Annotated in this window: 18 protein-coding genes and 2 tRNA genes; 13 read left to right on the top strand and 7 right to left on the bottom strand. The window is 62.9% G+C overall.

Going from position 1 to position 17,039, the window contains the following annotated elements:
* Positions 1-37: 37 nt before the first annotated feature.
* The 5 genes from LQT98_RS12055 to tgt form a co-directional block, all read right to left on the bottom strand.
* A complete protein-coding gene (locus tag LQT98_RS12055; protein ID WP_231462550.1) occupies positions 38-682 on the bottom strand; it encodes a DedA family protein in 645 nt (214 codons plus the stop codon).
* Positions 683-763: 81 nt separating this feature from the next.
* The gene (gene secF / locus LQT98_RS12050) at positions 764-1,699 is read right to left on the bottom strand and encodes a protein translocase subunit SecF (protein WP_231462528.1); all 936 of its coding nucleotides are present in this window, start codon (positions 1,697-1,699) and stop codon (positions 764-766) included.
* A 9-nt stretch (positions 1,700-1,708) separates the two neighbouring features.
* Positions 1,709-3,556 (bottom strand): protein translocase subunit SecD, encoded by a 1,848-nt coding sequence (secD, locus tag LQT98_RS12045; protein WP_048407846.1) that lies wholly within the window; start codon positions 3,554-3,556, stop codon positions 1,709-1,711.
* Positions 3,557-3,624: 68 nt separating this feature from the next.
* Complete coding sequence (yajC, locus tag LQT98_RS12040) at positions 3,625-3,951, bottom strand: preprotein translocase subunit YajC (protein WP_043633815.1); 327 nt, start codon at positions 3,949-3,951, stop codon at positions 3,625-3,627.
* 129 nt (positions 3,952-4,080) lie between these two features.
* Positions 4,081-5,196 carry a tRNA guanosine(34) transglycosylase Tgt gene (gene tgt, locus LQT98_RS12035; protein WP_048407847.1) on the bottom strand — a complete coding sequence of 372 codons (1,116 nt, stop codon included), beginning with the start codon at positions 5,194-5,196 and terminating at the stop codon, positions 4,081-4,083.
* Between the two features lie 160 nt (positions 5,197-5,356).
* Between tgt and LQT98_RS12030 the strand changes: the two genes are divergently transcribed.
* From LQT98_RS12030 to LQT98_RS11980, 11 genes are all read left to right on the top strand, one after another.
* A tRNA-Val gene (locus LQT98_RS12030) sits at positions 5,357-5,433 on the top strand.
* Between the two features lie 175 nt (positions 5,434-5,608).
* Positions 5,609-7,510 (top strand): threonine--tRNA ligase, encoded by a 1,902-nt coding sequence (gene thrS / locus LQT98_RS12025; RefSeq protein WP_048407848.1) that lies wholly within the window; start codon positions 5,609-5,611, stop codon positions 7,508-7,510.
* 41 nt (positions 7,511-7,551) lie between these two features.
* Entirely contained in the window at positions 7,552-8,076 is a 525-nt protein-coding gene (gene infC / locus LQT98_RS12020; protein ID WP_081556240.1) for a translation initiation factor IF-3, read from the top strand.
* 166 nt (positions 8,077-8,242) lie between these two features.
* Entirely contained in the window at positions 8,243-8,440 is a 198-nt protein-coding gene (rpmI, locus tag LQT98_RS12015) for a 50S ribosomal protein L35 (protein ID WP_048407849.1), read from the top strand.
* A gap of 13 nt (positions 8,441-8,453) precedes the next feature.
* A complete protein-coding gene (gene rplT, locus LQT98_RS12010) occupies positions 8,454-8,813 on the top strand; it encodes a 50S ribosomal protein L20 (RefSeq protein WP_019103240.1) in 360 nt (119 codons plus the stop codon).
* Between the two features lie 154 nt (positions 8,814-8,967).
* Complete coding sequence (gene pheS / locus LQT98_RS12005; RefSeq protein WP_048407850.1) at positions 8,968-9,951, top strand: phenylalanine--tRNA ligase subunit alpha; 984 nt, start codon at positions 8,968-8,970, stop codon at positions 9,949-9,951.
* 21 nt (positions 9,952-9,972) lie between these two features.
* Positions 9,973-12,330, top strand: a complete 2,358-nt coding sequence (pheT, locus tag LQT98_RS12000; protein WP_231462527.1) for a phenylalanine--tRNA ligase subunit beta — start codon at positions 9,973-9,975, stop codon at positions 12,328-12,330.
* A 71-nt stretch (positions 12,331-12,401) separates the two neighbouring features.
* Complete coding sequence (locus tag LQT98_RS11995; RefSeq protein ID WP_048407852.1) at positions 12,402-12,704, top strand: integration host factor subunit alpha; 303 nt, start codon at positions 12,402-12,404, stop codon at positions 12,702-12,704.
* Positions 12,685-13,038, top strand: a complete 354-nt coding sequence (locus tag LQT98_RS11990) for a MerR family transcriptional regulator (protein WP_019103244.1) — start codon at positions 12,685-12,687, stop codon at positions 13,036-13,038. The genes LQT98_RS11995 and LQT98_RS11990 overlap by 20 nt, the downstream gene beginning before the upstream one ends.
* 30 nt (positions 13,039-13,068) lie before the next feature.
* Positions 13,069-13,145 (top strand) — tRNA-Pro (locus tag LQT98_RS11985).
* Between the two features lie 245 nt (positions 13,146-13,390).
* Positions 13,391-13,690 (top strand): putative quinol monooxygenase, encoded by a 300-nt coding sequence (locus LQT98_RS11980; protein ID WP_231462526.1) that lies wholly within the window; start codon positions 13,391-13,393, stop codon positions 13,688-13,690.
* Here LQT98_RS11980 and LQT98_RS11975 read toward each other — a convergent pair.
* Both LQT98_RS11975 and LQT98_RS11970 read right to left on the bottom strand, forming a co-directional pair.
* Complete coding sequence (locus LQT98_RS11975) at positions 13,687-15,267, bottom strand: hypothetical protein (RefSeq protein ID WP_231462525.1); 1,581 nt, start codon at positions 15,265-15,267, stop codon at positions 13,687-13,689. The two genes, LQT98_RS11980 and LQT98_RS11975, sit on opposite strands and share 4 nt — an antisense overlap.
* 11 nt (positions 15,268-15,278) lie before the next feature.
* Positions 15,279-15,845 carry a GNAT family N-acetyltransferase gene (locus LQT98_RS11970; RefSeq protein ID WP_231462524.1) on the bottom strand — a complete coding sequence of 189 codons (567 nt, stop codon included), beginning with the start codon at positions 15,843-15,845 and terminating at the stop codon, positions 15,279-15,281.
* A gap of 92 nt (positions 15,846-15,937) precedes the next feature.
* Here LQT98_RS11970 and LQT98_RS11965 point away from each other — a divergent pair, with 92 nt between their 5' ends.
* Together LQT98_RS11965 and LQT98_RS11960 are read left to right on the top strand one after the other, a co-directional pair.
* Entirely contained in the window at positions 15,938-16,702 is a 765-nt protein-coding gene (locus tag LQT98_RS11965) for a helix-turn-helix domain-containing protein (protein WP_048407924.1), read from the top strand.
* 85 nt (positions 16,703-16,787) lie between these two features.
* A partial coding sequence (locus tag LQT98_RS11960) for an NAD(P)/FAD-dependent oxidoreductase (RefSeq protein ID WP_231462523.1) occupies positions 16,788-17,039 on the top strand: 252 nt, incomplete at its 3' end.

The following is a 17,039-nucleotide window of genomic DNA, read 5'->3' as shown; positions in this document are numbered from 1 at the left end:
AACAGGTCTTGGGCGGCCTTGTCGATTCTACTACGGATCAGCCGCGGGCGGCCGCGCGCTTGTGGCGCCAGATTTCGATCAGCCCCGGCAGGAAGGAGACCAGGATGATGCCGAAGATCAGCAGCTCCAGGTTCTTGCGCACGAAGGGCAGGTTGCCGAAGAAATAGCCGGCGTAGGTGAAGCCGACCACCCAGGCGATGGCGCCGACCACGTTGTAGCGCAGGAATTGCGGGTAGTGCATCTTGCCGATGCCGGCGACGAAGGGCGCGAAGGTGCGCACGATGGGCACGAAGCGGGCGAAGATGATGGTCTTGCCGCCGTGGCGCTCATAGAAGGCGTGGGTGCGGTCCAGGTATTGCGGCTTCAGGATGCGCGGGAATTTCTCGAACAGCTTCATGCCGACATTGCGGCCGATGGCGTAATTGGTCGCGTCGCCAAGGATGGCGGCGACGATGAGGAGCAGCACCAGCATATGCGGATTCATCTGGCCCATGGCCGCCAGCGCGCCGGCGACGAAGAGCAGCGAATCGCCGGGCAGGAAGGGCGTGACCACCAGCCCGGTTTCGCAGAACACGATCAGGAACAGGATGGCGTAGATCCAGGGGCCGTAGGCGGCCACCAGCTGGGACAGATGGGTGTCGATGTGCAGGATGAAGTCGATCAGGAAAGTGATGGCTTCCATGGTGTCGTTGCGCTCGGTCTGGGGGTGCTTGGGTTGAAAGTAGTACTGGCCGGACAAGCCGGCCAGCGTTTGGAGAAGTGATCAGACGACCGCTTCTTCTTTTGGTTTCACCGGCTTGATCATATGTTCGCGCTTCACGCCCAGCCACAGGGCGATCGGGCTGGCGACCAGCACCGAGGAGTAAATGCCGAACACGATGCCTATGGTCAGCGCCATCGCGAAGCCGTGCAGCGCCGGGCCGCCGAACAGCAGCATGGACACCACCATCATCTCGGTGGAGAAGTGGGTGATGATGGTGCGGCTCATCGTGGCGGTGATGGCGTTGTCGATGACTTCGGCGACGCTGTGGCCCTTCATGCCCGGCTTGCGGAAGTTCTCGCGAATCCGGTCGAACACCACCACCGATTCGTTCACCGAGTAGCCCAGCACCGCCAGGATGCCGGCCAGCACGGTCAGCGAAAACTCCCAGCGGAAGAAGGCGAAGCAGCCCAGGATGATCACCACGTCGTGCATATTGGCGACGATGGCGGCGATGGCGAAGCGCCACTCGAAGCGAACCGCCAGATAGATCATGATGCCCAGGCACACCAGGATGGTGGCGGTCAGGCCGTGGGTCACCAATTCCTCGCCCACGCTGGGACCGACGAAGTCGACCTTGCGCAGCTGTACTTGCGGATCGCCGGCCTTGAGCATGCCCATGACCTTGTCCGACAGCTGGGCGGAGGTCACGCCCGGCTTGTTGGGCAGGCGTATCATCACGTCGCGGCTGCTGCCCAGGCTCTGCACCGTGGATTCGCCCAGCTTCAGCGCGTCCACTTTCTCGCGGATGGCGCTCAAGTCGGCGGACTGCTGGTACTGCACTTCCAGCACGGTGCCGCCGGTGAACTCGACGCTATAGTTCAGGCCGCGGGTGGCCAGGAAGAACACGGCCAGGATGAAGGTCACCAGCGAAATGGCGGTGGTGAGCCGGCCGTAGCTCATGAACGGGATGTCCCGTTTGATGCGGAAAAGCTCCATGTCCGGTCCTTATCCTTTGTTTTCCGGTTTCCACACCTGGCCGATGGCCAGCGTGGTCAGTTTGCGGCGGCGGCCGTACCACAGGTTGACCAGGCCGCGGGAAACCACCACCGCGGAGAACATCGAGGTCAGGATGCCCAGGCAGTGCACCACGGCGAAGCCGCGCACCGGGCCGGAACCGAAGATCAGCAGCGCGAGGCCGGCGATCAGCGTGGTGACGTTGGAGTCCAGGATGGTGTGCCAGGCATGGCTGTAACCGGCCTGGATCGCCGAATGCGGCGGCACGCCGTTGCGCAGTTCCTCGCGGATGCGTTCGTTGATCAGCACGTTGGCGTCGATGGCCATGCCCAGCGCCAGCGCGATGGCGGCGATGCCGGGCAGGGTCAGCGTGGCCTGAATCATCGACAGCAGCGCCAGCAGCAGGAAGACGTTGATCGCCAGCGACAGCGCGGAGAACACGCCGAACACGCCGTAGTACAGGATCATGAACGCGGCGATGGCGGCAAAGCCCCACAGCGTGGAGTGGAAGCCTTTCTCGATGTTTTCCTGACCCAGGCTCGGGCCGACGGTGCGTTCTTCGACGATGTTCATCGGCGCGGCCAGCGAGCCGGCGCGCAACAGCAGCGCGGTGTCGTTGGCTTCGGCCGGGTTCATGCTGCCGGAGATCTGCACGCGGCCGCCGCCGATTTCGGAGCGGATCACCGGCGCGGTGACCACTTCGGCGCGGCCTTTTTCCACCAGCACCATCGCCATGCGCTTGCCGATGTTCTCGGCGGTCACCTGGCGGAAGATGGAGGCGCCGGCGGAGTCCAGATTGATGTGGACGGCGGGCGCGCCGTTTTCATCAAAGCCGGCCTGGGCGTCGTTGATATTGTCGCCGGTCAGCTCCACGTCCTTGCGCACCAGGATCTTCTGCACGCCGCGGGAGGAGGCTTCGTCCAGCAATTCGTAGCCGGCCGGCACATTGCCGGCCATCGCGTCGGCCATCTTGCTCGGGTCGTCTTCCACCATGCGCACTTCCAGCGTGGCGGTGCGGCCGATGATGTCCTTGGCGCGGGCGGTGTCCTGGATGCCGGGCAGCTGCACCACGATGCGGTTGGGGCCGTTCTGCTGGATGATGGGCTCGGAGGTGCCCAGCTCGTTGACGCGGTTGTGCAGCGTGGTGATGTTCTGCTTGACCGCGTCGCTCTGGATCTTGGTGATTTCTTCCGGTTTCAGGGTCAGCGTCAGCCGGTAGCTGCTGTCGTCGCTTTTCACGGTGAGCGAGGGCAGGGTGCGATACACCACGTCCTGAGCGGATTTCAGCGTGTCGGCGTCGCGCAGCTGCACTTCCAGCGCATTGCCGTTGCGCTTGATCGCGCCATAGCGGACTTTCTTGTTCTTCAGCTCGCGGCGCAGGTCGCCGGCGTAGCGTTCCATCGTCTTGTCGGTGGCGGCCTTCATGTCCACTTCCAGCAGGAAGTGCACGCCGCCGCGCAGGTCGAGGCCGAGGAACATCGGATGCGCCTTCAGGCTGCTCAGCCAGGCGGGGGAGGCGGACAGCAGGTTCAGCGCGATGATGTAGTTATCGCCCAGCGCGTGCTGGATGGCGTCGCGCGCCTTCAACTGGGTGTCGGCGTCCTTGAAGCGGACTCGCAGGCTGGTGCCGTCCAGGAACAGGCCGTCGGGAGAGATGTTCTGCGCCTTCAGCGCCTCTTCCACGCGCGTCATCACGGCGGTGTCCACCGGAATGGATTGGCGCGAGCTGGAGACCTGGACCGCGGGAGTCTCGCCGTAGAAATTGGGTAGCGTGTAGATCGCGGAAAGGATCAAGGCCACCGCAATGACGAGGTATTTCCAAAGAGGGTAGCGGTTCATGTTTTAGTTCGGGAAAAGAAAATGAACCGGCCACCGGCAGCGGGCTGCGGTGGCCGTCGGCTGAATCCTTACAGCGACTTCAGCGTGCCTTTTTCCAGCTTGGCGGAAACCGAGCCGCGCTGAACGGTGATTTCGACGCCGTTGGCGATTTCCAGGGTCAGGAATTGTTCGCCGATCTTGGCCACGCGGCCGACGATGCCGCCCTGGGTGGCGACTTCATCGCCCTTCTGGATTTCCGACAGCATCTTTTGATGCTCTTTCATGCGTTTCTGCTGCGGGCGAACCATCAGGAACCAGAACAGCACGAAGATGGCGATCATGGGCAGGAAACCCATCAGGTCGAAACCTCCAACTGCGGCGCCGGTGTTGGCGAAGGCGGGGCTGATAAAGGACATCAAACTACTCCCTTAGATATATTTGTTATGGCTGGTCGAAATAAACGGACCATTGTAGCCATGCTGGTCCGCTTTTTCCAATGCTTGCAACGGTCAGGCCTGTGACAGGTCGACCGTGCGGGTGGTTCCTCAGTTGACGCCGCGGGCGCGCTTGGCGGCGAACTCCAGGCGGAAGTCCTCGAAGCGGTCTTCCTCGATGGCGCGGCGCATCTGGCGCATCAACTCCTGGTAATAGTGCAGGTTGTGGATGGTGTTGAGGCGGGCGCCCAGGATTTCGCCGACGCGGTGCAGGTGATGCAGATAGGCGCGGCTGAAGTTGCGGCAGGCATAGCATTCGCATTCTTCGTCCAGCGGCTTCTTGTCGTCCTTGTAGCGCGCGTTCTTGATCTTGACGTCGCCCCACTGGGTGAAGATCCAGCCGTTGCGCGCATTGCGCGTCGGCATCACGCAGTCGAACATGTCCACGCCGTTGGCTACGCCGTGCACCAGGTCCTCCGGCGTGCCCACGCCCATCAGATAGTGCGGCTTCTCCGCCGGCAGCATGTCCTTCAACTCGGTCAGCATCCGGTACATTTCCGGCTTGGGCTCGCCCACCGACAGGCCGCCGATGGCGATGCCGTCGAAGCCGACCTGCATCAGCCCTTCCAGCGATTCCTGGCGCAAATCGGTATAAAGGTTGCCCTGCACGATGCCGAACAGCGCGTTCGGGTTTTTCAGATCGTCGAAGGCGCGGCGCGAGCGTTCGGCCCAGCGCAAGCTCATCTGCAGCGACTTCTGCGCGGTGGCGTGGTCCACCTGGCCCGGCGTGCATTCATCCAGCTGCATCACGATGTCGGAGTTGAGCACGGTCTGGATCTGCATCGAGATTTCCGGGCTCAGGAACAGCTTGTCGCCGTTGATCGGGCTTTGGAAGGTGCAGCCTTCCTCGGTCAGCTTGCGCATGTCGGACAGGCTGAACACCTGGAAGCCGCCGGAATCGGTGAGGATGGGCTTGTCCCAGCCGATGAACTCGTGCAAGCCGCCGAACTGTTCGACGATCTCCAGGCCCGGGCGCAGCCACAGGTGGAAAGTGTTGCCCAGAATGATCTGGGCGCCGATGTCGTTGAGCTCGACCGGGCTCATCGCCTTGACCGAGCCGTAAGTGCCCACCGGCTGGAACACCGGCGTCTCCACGGTGCCGTGGTTCAACTCCAGCGTGCCGCGCCGCGCGCCGCCGGAGGTTTTGTGTACGGTAAACTTCAGCATGATTCGGGGATTGCTCTGGTATGTTTGTTTAGCAAAATCAGCCGGCTAGTATACCGTAAGCCGCGCCGGCTGGGGTTTTGTCGCGGTTTTGCTTGTAACGGGGATGAAAAAAATGCTTGCCAAGAGGGATGGGCTTGTTTAGTATTCGCAACTCGACGACAGGCACGTAGCTCAGCTGGTTAGAGCACCACCTTGACATGGTGGGGGTCGTTGGTTCGAGTCCAATCGTGCCTACCAAAATTCAAACGCATGGAGCGTTACAAGTGTACAACTTGCGAACTACCACAACCCGAAATTCTCACGCTAGCTGAGCCTTGCGGGTTGTTCCATGCGAAAAAAGTGCGGCTCAGGCCGCACTTTTTTTTTATCCTTCGCTTTCTAAAAATTTCTCTCTCGCCTTGTTGGAGTTGACATGCCAGACATTCGCTTGCCGGACGGCTCGATCCGTTCGTTCGATAAACCGGTGACGGTTCATGAAGTGGCTGCGTCCATCGGCGCCGGGCTGGCGCGCGCGGCGCTGGCCGGTCGCGTCGACGGCGCCTTGGTGGACACTTCCCACACCATCGCTCGCGATGCCGATCTGGCCATCATCACCGACAAGGACGCGGACGGCCTGTCCATCATCCGCCACTCCACCGCCCACTTGCTGGCGTACGCGGTGAAGGAGCTGTTCCCGGAAGCCCAGGTCACCATCGGGCCGGAAATCGAAAACGGCTTCTACTACGATTTTGCCTATAAGCGCCCGTTCACGCCGGAAGACCTGGCCGCCATCGAAAAGAAAATGGCCGAGCTGGCGAAGAAAGACATCCCGGTGGAGCGTTACGAGCTGCCGCGCGACGAGGCCATCGCCTACTTCAAGAGCATAGGCGAGGCCTATAAGGCCGAGATCATCGAGTCCATCCCGCAGGGCGAAGTGCTGAGCCTGTACCGCGAAGGCGAATTCACCGACCTGTGCCGCGGCCCGCACGTGCCGTCCACCGGCAAGCTCAAGGTGTTCAAGCTGATGAAGGTGGCCGGCGCTTACTGGCGCGGCGACAGCAAGAATGAAATGCTGCAGCGCGTCTACGGCACCGCCTGGGCCAAGAAGGAAGACCTGGACGCCTATCTCTATATGCTGGAAGAGGCGGAAAAGCGCGATCATCGCAAGCTGGGCGTGCAACTGGATCTGTTCCACCTGCAGGACGAGGCGCCGGGCATGGTGTTCTGGCATCCCAAGGGCTGGCAGCTGTGGCAGAGCGTCGAGCAATACATGCGCGACAAGCTGAACCGCGAAGGCTATAAGGAAATCCGTACCCCGATGATGATGGACGCCCATCTGTGGGAGCGCTCCGGTCACGCCGCCAACTATCGCGAAAACATGTTCATCACCGAATCGGAAAAGCGCGACTACGCGGTCAAGCCGATGAACTGCCCGGGCCATGTGCAAGTGTTCAACAGCGGCCTGCGTTCTTATCGCGACCTGCCGCTGCGCTATGCCGAATTCGGTTCCTGCCATCGCAACGAACCGTCCGGCGCGCTGCACGGCATCATGCGCGTGCGCGGCTTCGTGCAGGACGACGGCCACATCTTCTGTACCGAAGACCAGATCAACCAGGAGGCCAAGGACTTCCACCGCCTGGTGATGGAAGTGTACGAGCGCTTCGGTTTCGACAAGGTGGCGATCAAGCTGGCGCTGCGCCCGGAAAAACGCATCGGTGAAGAATCGACCTGGGACAAGGCCGAGGAAGGCATGCGCGAAGCGCTGCGCGCCTGCGGCGTGGAGTGGGAAGAACTGCCGGGCGAGGGCGCGTTCTACGGTCCCAAGATCGAGTATCACATCAAGGACGCGCTGGGCCGCTCCTGGCAGTGCGGCACCCTGCAGCTGGACTTCATGCTGCCGGAGCGTCTGGACGCCGAATACGTGGCCGACGACAATAGCCGCAAACGGCCGGTGATGCTGCACCGCGCGGCGTTGGGTTCGCTGGAGCGCTTCCTTGGCATCCTGATCGAAAACCACGCCGGCGCCTTCCCCTTGTGGCTGGCTCCGGTGCAGATGGTGGTGATGAATATCACCGAAGCGCAGGCCGAATACGCGGCCAATGTGGCCGCCAAGCTGCGCGAACAAGGCTTCCGCGTTGATCTCGACTTGAGAAACGAGAAGATCGGCTATAAAATTCGCGAGCACAGCCTGCAAAAGTTGCCGTATCAGATCATCGTCGGCGACAAGGAGAAGGCTGGCGAGTTGGTTGCTGTACGCTCCCGCGGGGAAGACCTGGGGCAGCTTACGCTGGATGCGCTGATTGCGCGCCTCAAGGCTGAGATGCCTGGGGCCTGATTCCGGCGACGGCAGGCATTGAGTTTAGATTAATAGGAGATTTGGCTATAGCTCAGGAACGCGAAGCACGGATCAACGGCGAGATTACCGCCCGTGAAATCCGTCTGGTAGGTAAGGAAGGTGAGCAGATTGGTGTTGTCAGTCTGCGTGAGGCGATGGCTCTTGCCGAAGAGGGCGATGTGGATCTGGTGGAGATTTCCCCGACCGCGCAACCTCCGGTGTGCAAGCTGATGGACTACGGCAAGTACAAGTACGAGCAGTCCAAGAAGCGTCACGAAGCCAAGCAGAAGCAGAAACAGGTTCAGATCAAGGAAATCAAGTTCCGTCCGGGTACCGACGACGGCGACTACAACGTCAAGTTGCGCAACTTGACCCGATTCCTGGCTGACGGCGACAAGGCCAAGGTCACCCTGCGCTTCCGCGGTCGTGAGATGGCCCACCAGAACATCGGTTTGGAGTTGCTTAAGCGTGTCGAAGCCGATTTGTCCGAAATTGCGGTTGTTGAGCAGTTTCCCAAGCTTGAAGGCCGCCAGATGGTAATGATGATTGCGCCGAAGAAGAAATAATCGGTATAATCATCACCTTGACACGGCAGGGTTCGCTCTGCCGTGTTGATTTTGTAGGTCGGCAACGATCTGCTCAAAAGCGTGACGCGATGGTTTTTGAAGCGTTTCCAGTCTGGCTGGCAACCACCTCGCGTCTAATCTAATCAAAATTCAGCAGGAGCAGTCCATGCCGAAAATGAAGACCAAGTCGAGCGCGAAAAAGCGTCTCAAAGTACTGGGTGGTGGTGGTTTCAAGCGTGCACACGCCTTCAAGCGTCACATCCTGACCAAGAAGACCACCAAGAGCAAGCGCCAATTGCGCGGCACCTCCATGGTGGACGCAACCAATGTGGCCTCTGTTCGCGCCATGATGCCCTACGCTTAAGGAGACCTGAAATATGCCACGCGTAAAACGCGGTGTAACCGCACGTGCTCGTCACAAGAAAATCCTCGCACTGGCGAAAGGCTATCGCGGCCGCCGGAAGAACGTCTATCGCATCGCCAAACAGGCGGTGATGAAAGCCGGTCAATACGCCTACCGTGACCGTCGTCAGAAAAAGCGTCAGTTCCGTCAACTGTGGATCGCTCGTATCAACGCAGCCGCTCGCGAGAACGGCCTGCCGTACAGCAAATTCATGAATGGTCTGAAAAAAGCCTCCATCGAAATCGACCGCAAGGTCCTGGCCGACCTGGCCGTGTTCGACAAGCCGGCTTTTGCCCAGATCGTCGAAAAGGCGAAAGCAAGCCTCGCTGCTTAATCGCCCGGACGGATCAAAAGGGAGGCAATCTTGCCTCCCTTTTTTTTGATGCGGCCCGGCCGCAGGCATGATTCACCATCAAGATGGTTGGCCAGACTCGTCCGAGCCCTGGGCGCGTGTGGCCAGCTTTCTTTCGCATACGGTGTGGAACACGATGAACAACGTTGACGCGATTCTCCAATCCGGCCAGGCCGCGCTAGCGGCGGTGACCGATCTCATTGAACTGGAGCAGGTCAAGGCCCGCTATCTGGGCAAGAGCGGCGAGTTGACCGAACTCCTGAAACAGCTGGGCAAGCTGCCCGCCGAAGAGCGCAAGGCCGCCGGCGCCACCATCAATGTGGCCAAGCAGGCGTTCGAAGCCGCGCACAAGCAGCGCTTCGAGCAATTGAACGCCGCCAAGCTGGCAGCGCAACTGGCCGCCGAGGCGCTGGACGTGACCCTGCCGGGCCGCGGCAGCGCGGGTGGCGGACTGCATCCGGTGGCGCTGACGCTGGAACGCATCGCCGGCCTGTTCCGCACCATGGGCTTCGAAGTGGCGGACGGTCCGGAGATCGAAACCGATTTCTACAATTTCCAGGCGCTGAACATCCCGGAAAACCACCCCGCGCGCGCGATGGCCGACACCTTCTACGTGGAAGGCGGCGATGTGCTGCGCACTCATACCAGCCCGATCCAGGCGCGCTTCATGATGGACAATCAGCCGCCTATCAAGATTGTGGCTCCGGGCCGGGTATATCGCGTCGATTCCGACGCCACCCATTCGCCGATGTTCCATCAGATGGAAGGCCTGTGGGTGGAAGAGGGCGTGTCCTTCGCCGATCTCAAGGCGGTGGTCACCGACTTCCTGCGCCGCTTCTTCGAGCGCGACGACCTGCAAGTGCGCTTCCGTCCGTCCTTCTTCCCGTTCACCGAGCCGTCGGCGGAAATCGACGTGCTGGGCGAGCGCGGCTGGCTGGAAGTGGGCGGCTGCGGCATGGTGCACCCCAATGTGTTGCGCAATGTCAACATCGACCCGGAGAAGTACACCGGCTTCGCCTTCGGCATCGGCCTCGATCGTTTCGCCATGCTGCGCTACGGCGTCAACGACCTGCGGCTGTTCTTCGAGAACGACCTCAACTTCCTGAGACAGTTCAACTGATCGCGTACGGAGCCGAATACTATGCAATTTTCCGAACAATGGCTGAGAAGCTGGGTTAATCCGTCGCTGAGCACCGACGAGCTGTCCTACCTGCTGACCATGGCGGGCCTGGAAGTGGAAGAAGTCAACGCCGCCGCGCCGGCCTTCAGCGGCGTGGTAGTGGCCGAAGTCAAGGAAGTGGCCAAGCACGAAAACGCCGACCGCCTGCGCGTGACCAAGGTGGACGTGGGCAGCGGTGAGCTGGTGCAGATCGTCTGCGGCGCGCCCAATGTCGCCGTCGGCCTGAAAGTGCCGTGCGCCTTGCCCGGCGCGGTGCTGCCCGGCGATTTCAAGATCAAGCCGACCAAGATGCGCGGCGTCGAGTCCAACGGCATGCTGTGTTCCGGCAAGGAACTGGGCGTGCCGGACGACGCCGACGGCCTGCTGCTGCTGCCGGCCGATGCGCCGGTAGGGCAGAGCATCCGCGACTACCTGGGTCTGGACGATCAGCTGTTCACGCTGAAGATCACTCCCAACCGCGCCGATTGCCTGTCCATCCGCGGCATCGCGCGCGAAGTGGCGGCCTTGACCGGCGCCGAGCTCGCGCCGGTGGCCATTCCCGCCGTCGCGCCGCAGATCGACGACGCGCTGGCGGTGGCGATAGCGGCCACGCCGGCCTGCGGCCGCTACCTCGGCCGCGTGGTCAAAGGCGTCAATGCAGCCGCCGCCACGCCGGAATGGATGCGCCGCCGCCTGGAGCGCGCCGGCCTGCGTTCGATTTCCGCCGTGGTCGACATCACCAATTACGTATTGTTGGAACAAGGTCAGCCCATGCACGCCTTCGACCTGGCCAAGCTGGACGGCGGCATCGCCGTGCGCATGGCCAAGGACGGCGAAGAGCTGCTGTGCCTGAACGAAAAAACCGTCAAGCTCAACGCCGGCCATATGGTGATCGCCGATCAGACCAAGGCGCTGGCGCTGGCCGGCATCATGGGCGGCGAACATAGCGGCGTGACCGTCGCCAGCAGCGATATCTTCCTGGAAAGCGCGTTCTTCGCGCCGGAAGCGATTGCCGGCAAGGCGCGCGAATTCGGCTTTGGTTCGGATTCCTCCTTCCGCTACGAACGCGGCGTGGACTTCCAGCTACAGCGCGAAGCGATGGAGCGCGCAACCGGTCTGGTGCTGGAGATCTGCGGCGGTCAGCCGGGTCCTATCGTCGAGGAAACGGCGGAACTGCCGCGGCGCGGCGAAGTCAAGCTGCGCGTGTCGCGTTGCGCCAAGCTGCTGGGCGTGACGCTGAGCAGCGAACAGATCGGCGACATCCTGAGCCGCCTGGGTCTGACCCACAGCCTGGACGGCGATGTCTTCACCGTGGCGGCGCCGTCCTTCCGCTTCGATATCGCGATCGAGGAGGACTTGATCGAGGAAGTGGCACGAGTTTATGGTTACGACGCGATTCCGTCCGACGCGCCGCGTTCCGGCATGCGCATGTTGGCTCAGCGTGAAGAGCTGCGTCCGCGCGATCAGATCCGCCACCTGCTGGCGGCCCGCGATTATCAGGAAATCGTCAGCTATGCTTTCGTGGACGAGGCCTGGGAACGCGATTTCGCCGCCAATGAGCAGCCGGTGCGTTTGATCAACCCGATCGCCTCGCAGATGAGCGTGATGCGCTCCACGCTGATCGGCGGCCTGGTCGACGTGCTGGTGGGCAATATCAACCGCAAGCAGCCGCGCGTGCGGGTATTCGAAGTGGCGCGCGTGTTCAAGAAATCCGCCGACTGGTTCGATCAGCCGGAAAAAGTGGCTGGCCTGGCCTGGGGGCCGCGCCTGCCGGAGCAATGGGGCGTCAAGGCCGAGCGCGTCGATTTCTTCGATGCCAAGGCCGATGTCGAGGCGCTGCTGCATCCGCAGCAGGCCAGCTTCCGCAAGGCCGAACATCCGGCCTTCCATCCGGGGCGTTGCGCCGAAGTGCTGGTGAACGGCCTGGTGGTCGGCGTGATCGGCGAACTGCATCCCAAGTGGGCGCAGCAATACGATCTGCCCAGCGCGCCGGTGTTGTTCGAGCTGGATCTGGCCGTGGTGGAAGCGCGGCAGCCCATCAAGGCGCAGCCGGTCAGCAAGTTCCAGGCGGTGCGCCGCGATCTGGCGCTGGTGGTGGACGAGGCGGTGGAAACCGCCCAGTTACTGGCCTGCTTCGCCAAGCACAGCGGCGCCATCGTCAGCGAAGTGGCCTTGTTCGACGTTTATCGCGGCAAAGGCGTGGCGGAAGGCAAGAAGAGTCTGGCCTTCCGCGTGCTGTTGCAGGACAATAGCCGCACTCTGACCGACGAAGACGTGGAGCCGGCGCTAAGCGCCTTGCTTGACGGCGCCGCCGCCGAGTTGGGCGCTCAGCTGCGCTGAGTTTGAGCATGGAGCCCGGCGCTTGCGGCGGGCTCTGCAATGATTAGAATATTGATGTGTGAGAGGGTGACATGACTTTGACCAAGGCTGAGTTGGCCGACATGCTGTTTGACCAAGTGGGTCTGAACAAGCGGGAAGCCAAGGACATGGTTGAATCGTTTTTTGAGGAAATCCGTCTGGCGCTGGAATCCGGCGATTCCGTCAAGCTGTCCGGTTTCGGCAATTTCCAATTGCGCGACAAGCCGCAGCGCCCGGGCCGCAATCCCAAGACCGGGGAAGAGATTCCCATCACCGCGCGCCGTGTGGTAACGTTCCATGCTAGTCAGAAACTCAAGGGAATGGTCGAGCAATTCCATGCCAACAAGCAAGGCTGATCTGCCGTCGATACCGTCCAAGCGTTATTTCACCATCAGCGAAGTCAGCGAGCTCACCGGCGTCAAGCCGCATGTGCTGCGCTATTGGGAGCAGGAATTCTCCCAGCTGCGCCAGGTGAAGCGCCGTGGCAACCGCCGCTACTACCAGCACCATGAGGTTTTATTGGTCAGGCGTATTCGCGGGCTGTTATATGACGATGGTTTTACCATCCACGGCGCACGCCAGCGCCTGGGCGCGGACGGCCAGGAAGTGCGTCCGGCAACGGCCCAGGAGGTTAGGACCGAGCTGGAGGCAATTTTGGAATGGCTTGATTCAGGGCTTGGCAAAAATTAAAAAGCAGTTTAGAATACGTTTCTCTCGAGTCGGGGCGTAGCGCAGCCTGGTAGCGCACCTGCATGGGGTGCAGGGGGTCGGAAGTTCGAATCTTCTCGCCCCGACCACAGAATTCCAATAGAATCAAATATTTAAAGCTCTGCATTTGCAGGGCTTTTTTTATTTTCATCGGTCTTGCGGGACTTTTGCGGGGATTCCCTTCAATCACCCCACCTCCTTAAGTCCGTCCTCGCTTTCTTTTGGCCCGTTCATCCGCTTGTCTATCCGCAGCCGCGAACCATTTTCCTTGTCGCTTGCCGTAATCTAGCCGCGTGCGCGTCGCGCGCGGCGTAAGTTCGACAGAGAGGATGCCATGCTGCATGTTGTTGCCGTGATCACCGCCCAGCCGGGCCAGCGCGCCGCGGTATTGCGCGAGTTGAATGCCATCGTGCCTGAGGTGCGCCTGGAGGAGGGCTGCATCGAATACGGCCCGGCCCTGGATCATGAGGATTCGCCGCGGCCTTTCGGCGCGGACAGCCTGGTGGTGCTTGAAAAGTGGGAAAGCAAGGCGGCGCTGGACCAACATCTAGCCGCGCCGCCGCTGCGCGCCTTCATCGCCGCGACCGAGGGCATGGTGGCCAGCCTGGCCGTGCATGTGCTGAATCCGGCCTAGCCGGCGCTCGGCGCCTCAATCGGCAAGTTCTGCAATTCGCTGTTGAAAAAGCTGCGCTCGCCGCGGCGCAAGGAGGGCAGTTGCGCCTGCAGACGAGCGAGCGCGTCGGCGGCCTCCGGGCCGGCGCCTTGTTCGTGCAGCAGGAACCAGGCGGCCTCCAGCAATAGATTGGCCTGCTGCAAGGGTGTGAAGGCGGTATTGCCGGCCGCCTGCTCCTCCAGCGCCAAGGTCGCCGCCGAGGACCAGCGGCTGAAGCCCTTGGCTGGCGATAGCGAGGCGTGCAAGGGGCGCAAGGCCAGCACCACTTCGGGCAGCGCCAGCGGCTGTTGGGCGCGGAAGCTTGCCAGGCTGCGCGAGCGTTGCGGCGAGCAGTTGCCGCGCGCGATGCGCAGCATGAAGATCAGATTCCAGGCCGAGCCGCTGCCATAGCCGAAGCGGTCGCAAATCCACTCCGACAATCCCAGCCAGCGCATTGCCTGCAGTTGCACCGCGTTTATCGCCTGCTCTCGTTCCGGGTCTATCAGCCGCTGTTGCCAGAACAGCCACATGCACCAGCCGATATTGGCGGCGACGTGTTGGGCGGCGTCGATGGAGTCCGCCTCGTAGGCCGCTTCCAGTGCGCCGTTCAACGCCTGCAGCGCGGCGGCGGCCTCGTCCTGACGGTAGGCCGGCTCGGCTTTGCTGGTGGCGGCGTGCTTGTGCAGCAACGCCAGCAGATTCAGGCATTCGAAACGCACGCGCGGATTGTAGCGGAACACCGGCTGCAATTCCGGCGCGGTCTGCAAATGCTCCAGCGCGGCGCGCGCGGCGCCGGTGTCGCCCTGGGTGTAGCGTTCCCAGGCCTTGACGATGCAGGCCATCGCGGCGAAGGTGGGCTGGGCGCTGTGAACGCTGCCGGCGTCCAGGATGCGGTCCAGCCGCTTCAGCGCGCTGCGGCTGCCTTCCAACTGCGCGCTGCGGCGCCAGGCCAGGCTTTCCTTCATCAGGGCCAGCGCCTGCTGGAAATCGTCGCCGGCGCAGAGCCGCGCCGCATGGAAGGACTCCGCCACCTGGCGGCTGGGGCGGCGGCCGAAGCCATCATGCTCATCGCGGATCGCCTGTGCCATCTGCTGCCAGAAACCCATGTCCCGCATCAGATGAGACCAGCCGCCGGGCTGATCGGCGCCGGCGGCCGAAGGCCGGCGCAGGCCAAGGAAGTGTTCCAGCCAGTCGCGTTCCACCTCCGCGCCCTCGGCCAGCAGGCGCAGCCGTCGCGCGCCGTCGGCGCTCAGCCAGAACGGGCCGCGGCTGCGTCCGTTCCGCGCCAGCGTGGCGATGGGCTGCTCGCGCGCGGCGCCCCAGCCCACTTCCACGCCCCAGCGCGCGAAATCGGAGAAGGCGCGTGAAACCAGCATGCGGATATTGTCCTGGCCGGGGAAGCCGAGCCGCAGCGCCGCCGCCGGCAGCGTGCCGTCGCCATGGCGCTGGGCGTGCCAGAGCCGGGCCAGCAGCCACACGGACTGCGCGCGGGCCGGCTGGCCGTTCACGCGGCAGGGCGAGGACAGTTCGACGTCGATGTGGGCCGGGGCTTCGCTCATGGCGGCTGACCTTACCACAGTGTGTCGATGGCGCCAGGATAGAGCGCGATCTCGCAGTGCTCGAAGCGGGCCGCCAGCCGCTTGGCCTCGGCGCTGAAAAAGCAGGCCATGACTGCCTTGTCGAACGCGCTGCTGGCAAGCGGCGCCTCCGGCGTGCCGCCCAATAGCACCGCGCCGGGCAGCTCCCGCCAGCCGCAGGCCTGGTAGAAACGGCGCAACGGCCGGTCGCAAGTGAAGATGCCCAGGTCGGCGCCATTGGCCTGCATGGTTTCGCGCGCGCTGGCGGCCAGCAGACGGCCCAGGCCGCGGCTGCGGTCCTCGGGCTGGGTCACCATGCAGCAGATGCCGCTGGCGCGGAATTCCGCGTCGGCATGGCGCAGGGATTTGCTGAGGATGTCCAGCGCCGACAGCACCCGGCCGTTTTCCACCAGCAAAAGTGACAATGGCGATAGCGCCGGATCATGGATGGCTTGCAGGCCGGGCGCAGCGTCGCCGGGCCAGGCCAGCTGTTGCAGCGCCAGCACCTGGCCGCGCAGTTCGGCGGGCACTTCCGCTTCGGGGAAGATCAGAATCTCCATCGGCTGGCTCTCCTCGCAAGGGACGGGTATGGTCAACGCTATATGATAACAGCCGCCAACGCAGCGGGAGAGGGACAGACATGGCGGACATGATGACTGAGCCGCAAGCGGGCTGGGACGCAGAGAGCCGCGCGACGTGGGAGGTGGCGCGGCGTTATCACGAGTGTTGGCGCGCGCGCGACGCGGAGGCTGCGCTGGCCTTGTTTCATCCGGAAATCGAATACTGCGACTTCTATCGCAATCTGACGCTGGCTCACGCCGACTTGCCGGCCTACCTGGCCGAAAGCATGCCGCATGGCGGCAAGGAGAGCTTGCGCCACACCGACCGCATCCGCGTGGACGGCGACACCGCCTTCATTCAATACCGCTATGTGATCCGCCTGGCCTCCAGCGGCAAGCTGGTCGGCTTTCAAGGCGGCGAGGCGATCCAAGTGCGCGACGGGCTTATCATCGCCGTGCGCGAATACTGCACGCCGGTGCGTTTGAGCGGGGAACGGGCCGGCGATCGAATTGGCTTGAACCCGCAGCGGCTGGCGCGGCTATTGGCGGATTTGCAGGCTTATTTCGCCGAACAGAGGCCCTATCTGGATTGCGAGCTGAGCCTGGGCCAGGTGGCGCAGGCCACCGGCTACACCCGTAACCAGATTTCCCACGCGCTGAACCAGGCGCTGGGCCTGAGTTTCTACGCCTGGCTCAATCAGCAGCGCATCCGCCATTTGCTGGCGCAGCCGCGACAGCCGTCCGGCCCGCTGCAAATGGCCTTCGCCGTCGGCTTCAAGTCCGCCTCCACTTTCTACAAGGCCTTTCGTCTGGAAACCGGCACCACGCCGCAGCGCCACTTCTCCGCCGATTCCTAGCGGTCCCGCGCGCATGACGCGGCGCGCGCGCCGGCTTAGTCTGCTTGGGTTCGTCCCCTGAGCGGGGCGTTGCCAAGGAGAGCGCATGAGCACCTTGTCTCAAGCCTGTTTGTGGCTGGACGCCGCACCGCCGGCGGTGCCGGCCAGGCCGCCGCTGCGGCAGTCGTCCAGCTGCGACGTGGCCATCATCGGCGGCGGCTACACCGGCCTGTGGACCGCCTATTACCTGAAGCGCGCGGCGCCGGAGCTGGACGTGGCGCTATTGGAGGCGCAGCGCTGCGGCGACGGCGCTTCCGGCCGCAACGGCGGCTGGCTGCTCGGCGGCCTGGCCCAGCAG

Origin of the sequence: Chromobacterium aquaticum, assembly GCF_021129195.1 — a bacterium.
In the GTDB taxonomy this organism is placed as follows: Bacteria; Pseudomonadota; Gammaproteobacteria; order Burkholderiales; family Chromobacteriaceae; genus Chromobacterium; species Chromobacterium aquaticum.
This window is presented reverse-complemented; position numbering and strand designations above follow the sequence as displayed.

Excerpts from the sequence above, each read along its gene's own strand:
- LQT98_RS11970 (WP_231462524.1), bottom strand. The coding sequence starts at position 15,845 with ATGGAGATTCTGATCTTCCCCGAAGCGGAAGTGCCCGCCGAACTGCGC.
- LQT98_RS11995 (WP_048407852.1), top strand. The coding sequence starts at position 12,402 with ATGACTTTGACCAAGGCTGAGTTGGCCGACATGCTGTTTGACCAAGTG.
- secD (WP_048407846.1), bottom strand. The coding sequence starts at position 3,556 with ATGAACCGCTACCCTCTTTGGAAATACCTCGTCATTGCGGTGGCCTTG.
- thrS (WP_048407848.1), top strand. The coding sequence starts at position 5,609 with ATGCCAGACATTCGCTTGCCGGACGGCTCGATCCGTTCGTTCGATAAA.
- pheS (WP_048407850.1), top strand. The coding sequence starts at position 8,968 with ATGAACAACGTTGACGCGATTCTCCAATCCGGCCAGGCCGCGCTAGCG.
- secF (WP_231462528.1), bottom strand. The coding sequence starts at position 1,699 with ATGGAGCTTTTCCGCATCAAACGGGACATCCCGTTCATGAGCTACGGC.
- LQT98_RS12055 (WP_231462550.1), bottom strand. The coding sequence starts at position 682 with ATGGAAGCCATCACTTTCCTGATCGACTTCATCCTGCACATCGACACC.
- LQT98_RS11965 (WP_048407924.1), top strand. The coding sequence starts at position 15,938 with ATGACTGAGCCGCAAGCGGGCTGGGACGCAGAGAGCCGCGCGACGTGG.
- LQT98_RS11975 (WP_231462525.1), bottom strand. The coding sequence starts at position 15,267 with ATGAGCGAAGCCCCGGCCCACATCGACGTCGAACTGTCCTCGCCCTGC.
- LQT98_RS11990 (WP_019103244.1), top strand. The coding sequence starts at position 12,685 with ATGCCAACAAGCAAGGCTGATCTGCCGTCGATACCGTCCAAGCGTTAT.
- rplT (WP_019103240.1), top strand. The coding sequence starts at position 8,454 with ATGCCACGCGTAAAACGCGGTGTAACCGCACGTGCTCGTCACAAGAAA.
- yajC (WP_043633815.1), bottom strand. The coding sequence starts at position 3,951 with ATGTCCTTTATCAGCCCCGCCTTCGCCAACACCGGCGCCGCAGTTGGA.
- rpmI (WP_048407849.1), top strand. The coding sequence starts at position 8,243 with ATGCCGAAAATGAAGACCAAGTCGAGCGCGAAAAAGCGTCTCAAAGTA.
- pheT (WP_231462527.1), top strand. The coding sequence starts at position 9,973 with ATGCAATTTTCCGAACAATGGCTGAGAAGCTGGGTTAATCCGTCGCTG.
- tgt (WP_048407847.1), bottom strand. The coding sequence starts at position 5,196 with ATGCTGAAGTTTACCGTACACAAAACCTCCGGCGGCGCGCGGCGCGGC.
- LQT98_RS11980 (WP_231462526.1), top strand. The coding sequence starts at position 13,391 with ATGCTGCATGTTGTTGCCGTGATCACCGCCCAGCCGGGCCAGCGCGCC.